4 protein-coding genes are annotated in these 5,508 nt (G+C 64.5%); all 4 read left to right on the top strand.

All coding sequences use genetic code 11. The features are described from left to right. A partial coding sequence (locus tag DCH402_RS11305; protein ID WP_233276274.1) for a toprim domain-containing protein occupies window positions 1–2,879 on the top strand: 2,879 nt, incomplete at its 5' end. Beyond that, entirely contained in the window at window positions 2,866–3,975 is a 1,110-nt protein-coding gene (gene xerC / locus DCH402_RS11300; protein WP_040001169.1) for a site-specific tyrosine recombinase XerC, read from the top strand. The genes DCH402_RS11305 and xerC, both read left to right, overlap by 14 nt. Before the next feature lie 34 nt (window positions 3,976–4,009). Beyond that, window positions 4,010–4,273 carry a type II toxin-antitoxin system ParD family antitoxin gene (locus tag DCH402_RS11295; protein WP_012765595.1) on the top strand — a complete coding sequence of 88 codons (264 nt, stop codon included), beginning with the start codon at window positions 4,010–4,012 and terminating at the stop codon, window positions 4,271–4,273. Beyond that, complete coding sequence (locus DCH402_RS11290) at window positions 4,270–4,581, top strand: type II toxin-antitoxin system RelE/ParE family toxin (RefSeq protein ID WP_040001168.1); 312 nt, start codon at window positions 4,270–4,272, stop codon at window positions 4,579–4,581. Before DCH402_RS11295 ends, DCH402_RS11290 begins: the two co-directional genes overlap by 4 nt. Window positions 4,582–5,508: the final 927 nt, after the last annotated feature.

The raw sequence follows: 5,508 nt of genomic DNA, 5'->3' as shown, positions 1-5,508 counted from the left end.
AGAAACTGGCCGGGCTGGGGGTGCTGCGCGCGACCACACGACAGGACCACTTCCGGGGCTGCGTGGTGATGCCGGTCATCGGCTGGGCGGAATCGGCGAATGTGGCGCAGCGTGGCCGGGTGATGCAGTTGTACGGGCGGCGGGTGCAGCCGGACCATAAAATCCTCAAAGGCTCGCCGACGCACCTGTATCTGCCGTCGCCGCTGGCCGGGGTGTGGAACGAGGAAGCCCTGAAGGCGTCGTCGGACCTTATCCTGTGCGAGTCGCTGATCGATGCGATGACGTTCTGGTGTGCCGGGTTCCGCAACGTGACCACGGCGTACGGGGCCAACGGTTTTACCGCTGACCATCTGGCGGCGTTGCAGTATCACGGGGTGAAGCGGGTGCAGATAGCCTATGACCGTGACGCAGCAGGCGACCGGGGCGCGGAGAGTGTGGCGGCGGAGCTGCTGGAAGCGGGTATCGAGGCATGGCGGGTGCGGTTCCCGCCGGGGCTGGATGCGAATGCGTATGCGCTGAACAGCGGCAGCCCGGAAAGCGCGTTAGGGCTGGCACTGGAGCAGGCGGCATGGATGGGCAAGGGAACCGGGCCGGGGGTGGTGTTCAGTCAGGAAACGAGGGTAACAGACGGGCATGAACCTTCTTCCTTAGCCGCCCCGGCGGGCGTACCGGCACAGCCGGTGGCGGGCGAGTTAACCGCGTCCGGCGACCTGCTGCTGACCCACGGCCCGCGCGTGTGGCGGGTGCGGGGCTGGCAGAAAAACACCGTGGCCGAGGTGATGAAGGTCAACGTGCAGGTGCGGGACGAGAGCACGGGCGCGCTGCATGTGGACTCGCTGGACCTGTACAGCGCCCGGCAGCGTCAGGGTTATGTGGCGGCGGCAGCGGCGGAGCTTGAGTGCGAGTCTTCAGTCATCAAACGCGAATGCGGGCGGGTGCTGCTGATGCTGGAGCAGCAACAAGCGAGTCAGCGGCAGGCGGCGGAGCAGGCCGACGCGACGGACGCGGTCACGGTGAGCGCGGAAGACGAAGCGGCGGCGCTGGAGCTACTGAAATCCCCCCATCTCACCGCACGTATCGTGGACGACCTGGCCGCCTGCGGGGTGGTGGGGGAATCGACCAATCTGCTGACCGGGTATCTGGCGGCGACGTCGCGCAAGCTGGATAAACCGCTGGCCGTGCTTATCCAGTCATCGAGCGCTGCCGGGAAATCGTCGCTGATGGAGGCGGTGCTGGGGATGATGCCGGAGGAAGAGCGCATCCAGTACAGCGCGATGACCGGGCAGAGCCTGTATTACCTTGGCGAAACCTCGTTACAGCACAAGATACTGGCCATCGCCGAAGAAGAAGGCGTCAGGCAGGCGGCGTATGCACTGAAGTTGTTGCAGTCGGACGGGGAACTGAAAATCGCCAGTACCGGCAAGAACGAGCAGAGCGGCGAACTGGTGACGCGGGAATACAAGGTGCAGGGGCCGGTGATGCTGATGCTGACCACCACGGCCAGCGACGTGGACGAAGAGCTGCTGAACCGCTGTCTGGTGTTGACGGTGAATGAATCGCGGGAGCAGACGCAGGCGATACACGCGATGCAGCGCCACGGGCAGACGCTGGCCGGTCTGCTGCAATCCTCAGAAAAGCAGTACCTGACGACGCTGCACCAGAACGCGCAGCGGCTGCTGCGACCGCTGAAGGTGGTGAATCCGTATGCCGACCGGCTGACGTTCCTGAGTGATAAAACCCGCACCCGGCGCGACCACATGAAGTACCTGACGCTGATACAGGCCATCGCGCTGCTGCACCAGTACCAGCGTGAAGTGAAGCGGGTCGAGCACCGGGGGCAGGTTATCGAGTATATCGAGGTGGAAAAAAGCGATATCGCGCTGGCCAATCAGCTGGCCCACGAGGTGCTGGGCCGGACGCTGGATGAAATGCCGCCGCAGACGCGCAAGCTGCTGGTGTGGCTGAAGGGCTGGGTGCAGGCGCGGGCGCAGGGTCAGGCGGTGAAGGCGGACGAGATACGGTTCACGCGGCGGGAGGTACGGGCAGCGCTGGGCTGGGGTGACACGCAACTGAAAATCCACCTTGGCAGGCTGCTGGAAATGGAATACCTGCTGCTGTTCCGTCGCGGTCTGACGTATGAATACGGGCTGCTGTGGGACGGTGACGACAACGGCGGGGCGCACCTGTGCGGGCTGCTGGAGGTGGACGGCGCGACCCCGGAGACGGCAGGCAATGCCGACTGGTCGGGTCTGAAGGTGGCTCAGTCGGCCCCCGGTCGGGGTATGGTCGGCCGCCGGTCGGAGAGTGAAAAACCGGCGTCAGGCCAGACAGGACAAGGGCTGACGGCGGAACCGGTCGGAGCTGAGCCAGATACAGTAATCAGGGGGAACCCAACATCGCCATCCGCACCGCTGCCTGCGAGTAAAAACGGCGTGGCTGAGGGCAATGCCGACCGGTCGGGGCTTAAAGTGGCTCAGTCGGCCCCCGGTCGGGATGTGGTCGGCAGCCGGTCGGGGCATGAAAAACCGGCGTCAGGCCAGACGGCACAAGGCTCGGATACCGAACCGGTCGGGGTGACGCCGGATGCGGTGATCAACGGGAAAAAGAAAGCGGTCAATACGCCGCCTGCGAGTGCAACCGGCATAGCTGAGGGCAAAGCGTACCGGTCGGGGCTGGACGTGGCTCAGTCGGCCCCCGGTCGGGGTCTGGTCGGTATCCGGTCGGGATATGAAAATCCGGCGTCGGGCCAGACGGCACAAGGGCTGACAGCGGAACCGGTCGGGGCTGAGCCAGAGACAGTAATCAGGGGGAACCCAACATCGCCATCCGCACCGCTGCCTGTGACCGGGAAAACGGGGGTGACACATGGCCAACCGTAAACCCCGCGCCGATGCACTGCTGACGGTGGATGACGTCTACAGAAAGCCCATCGGCCCGGCCAGTGACCCGAAGAGCCTGTACGCGCTGCTGCTGCGGTTCGTGGCGTGGCGTCGGGAGCGGAACTGGTCAGAAACCACGCTGAAGACGCAAACCCATCACCAGTACCGGTTCATCCTGTGGGCGGCGGAGCGCGGGCTGCACTATGGCCGTGACATCACCTTACCGATACTGGAGCACTACCAGCGTCATCTGTACCAGTACCGCAAACCGAACGGTGAGCCACTGAGCACCCGGACGCAGCGCAGCCAGTTGGGACCCCTGGTGGTGTGGTTCGGCTGGATGACGCGCCATCATCTGCTGCTGGCCGACCCGGCGTCGGGTCTGGTGTTGCCCCGGCTGGAAAAACGGCTGCCGCGCCATATCCTGAGCGTGGCGGACGTGGAGCAGGTACTGGCGTTGCCGGACCTGACCACGCTGCAGGGCATCCGCGACCGGGCGCTGATGGAGCTGCTGTGGTCAACCGGGATACGGCGGGGTGAAGTGGCGATGCTGGAGGTGTACAGCGTGGACGCGAGCCGCCATATCGTGACCATCGTACAGGGCAAGGGGAAGAAGGACCGGGTAATCCCCATTGGCAGGCGGGCGTTAGGGTGGATAGCGCACTATGTGCGTGAGGTGAGGCCGCAACTGCTGGTGAATCCGCACTGCCCGGCGCTGTTCGTGGCCCTGGACGGCGTGGAAGGGCTGACGCCGAACGGCATCACCAATCTGGTCAGTCACTACATCAGGGCATCGGGAATCGCGAAATGGGGAAGCTGCCACCTGTTCCGGCACGCGATGGCGACGCAAATGCTGGAGAACGGGGCGGACCTGCGGTGGATACAGGCGATGCTGGGTCACGCGAGCGTGGAGAGCACGCAAATCTACACGCAGGTGAGCATCCGGGCGTTGCAGGCGGTTCATGCCTCGACGCATCCGGCGGAGCAGCCGGACAGTGATGAAACCGGGCTGCTGGCCGACCTGATGGCGGATGATGACGCGCATCAGGACGAAGGGGTTGACGGCGCGGCAAAGGAAGAAAATACTAACAGATAGTAATAGATATTATCCTGTGTGGTTGGAGGCAATGATGGCAACCAGTATCGCGTTAAGTCCGTACTTCGAGCAGTTTATCCGTGAACAAATCGACAGCGGGCGTTACAACAATGTCAGCGAAGTGGTACGCGCCGGGCTGCGGGCGCTGGAAGAGCGGGAGCAGCAGATGAAGCTGGATGCGCTGCGGGCGGCGGTAGAGCTGGGCGTGAACAGCGGTCCGGGCAAAGAGGCGCAGGCGGTGTTCGGTCGTCTGTCGGAGAAATACCGCCGGATGGCGGAAGGTGAGCAGCCGGAATGAACGTGAACATATCGCCGCTGGCCGAGCAGGATATCGAGGCGATAGGCGACTATATCGCGCAGGATAATCCGGTACGGGCGGTGAGCTTCGTGGAAAGCCTGTACCAGCAGTGCATCCTGATAGGCGAGAACCCCTGGCTGTACCGCGAACGCCCGGAACTGGGGCGCAGCATCAGAAGTTGTACTTACGGGCGTTATCTTATCCTGTACGGCACAACGGAAACGGCGGTGCGGATAGAGCGTGTGCTGCACGGTGCGCGTGATATCGACAGTCTGTTCAGTGCGTTGCCGGACGGCCTGCAAAGTTAGCGCTCTCCGGGCGAGTGCGGCGGGAGCGGGTTCGGCAGACAGCCCGGCGGGCTGACTGCCGTCAGGCGGCGTCGCGGGCGGGGGTAAACGTCCGCCCGGCCCGCGTTGTGCGGCGGTGCTCCCTGTGGTCCGGGTTGCTGGCCGGTCAGCCGTTCAACATAATGCGGGGGATTATACGAAGCTCGCCGTCTGGCGTTGTCGGCAAGGTCAGCATCGGAGTGCGGCTCGTATCGTATAATCCGCATTATGTCTTGCGCCCCCGCCATCGGCATCGCGGGTGAAGCGCGGCGCGCAAGGCTGCGCCTTCCGCTGTCGGCGGCGGAGTGCGTTCTTCGGCTCTCAGGTCAACCCCCAAACCCAACCCCCAAGAAGAAGTCGGCCCGTCGGGCCTCCGCTGAAAGGCATGACCTCGCCCCCGCCCCAACCCCGCTGCACTGGCTGCGCCCGGCTCGCAGTCGCAGGCTCCTTGCTCGTTCCCGTGCTCGCCATCTCCGCCCCGTGCGGCCCCCGCCGGGGGCCTCCCCGATGGTCGCCTGACAGGTTGCTGTCCGGCGTGGTCATGCAGGTACCTCTTCGCCTTAACCGTCGGAGCCATAGAGCGCCGCAGGGCGTCGCTTGCGGACTCTGTGCCGTCCGCACCGGCAGAACCCGCGTCGGTGCCACAGGCAAGCTGTGGCCCCGTCACGGGTTGCGATGGAACCCCCAACACCGGATGGCAGCGGCTGCCGCCGCTGCTATGATGCGAGGGTTGCAGGCGAAAGCCCCGGCAGGGCGGTAGCATGTCGGGGGCCAAAACCGCGTATCGGGGCATCGGTGTCCGGGTATCGAAACGCATCAGGGAAAACCGGCTGTAACCGGCTGACTGCACAGGGAAAAAGTGGGTTCGGCGGCTGACTTCGCAACGGATGAAGTTGTTGTGGAGAATAA

This window comes from Dickeya chrysanthemi NCPPB 402, assembly GCF_000406105.1.
Lineage (GTDB): Bacteria > Pseudomonadota > Gammaproteobacteria > Enterobacterales > Enterobacteriaceae > Dickeya > Dickeya chrysanthemi.
The sequence above is the reverse complement of the archived record's forward strand: the minus strand, read 5'-3'. Positions and strand labels throughout refer to the sequence as shown.

Excerpts from the sequence above, each read along its gene's own strand:
- DCH402_RS11295 (WP_012765595.1), top strand. The coding sequence starts at position 4,010 with ATGGCAACCAGTATCGCGTTAAGTCCGTACTTCGAGCAGTTTATCCGT.
- DCH402_RS11290 (WP_040001168.1), top strand. The coding sequence starts at position 4,270 with ATGAACGTGAACATATCGCCGCTGGCCGAGCAGGATATCGAGGCGATA.
- xerC (WP_040001169.1), top strand. The coding sequence starts at position 2,866 with ATGGCCAACCGTAAACCCCGCGCCGATGCACTGCTGACGGTGGATGAC.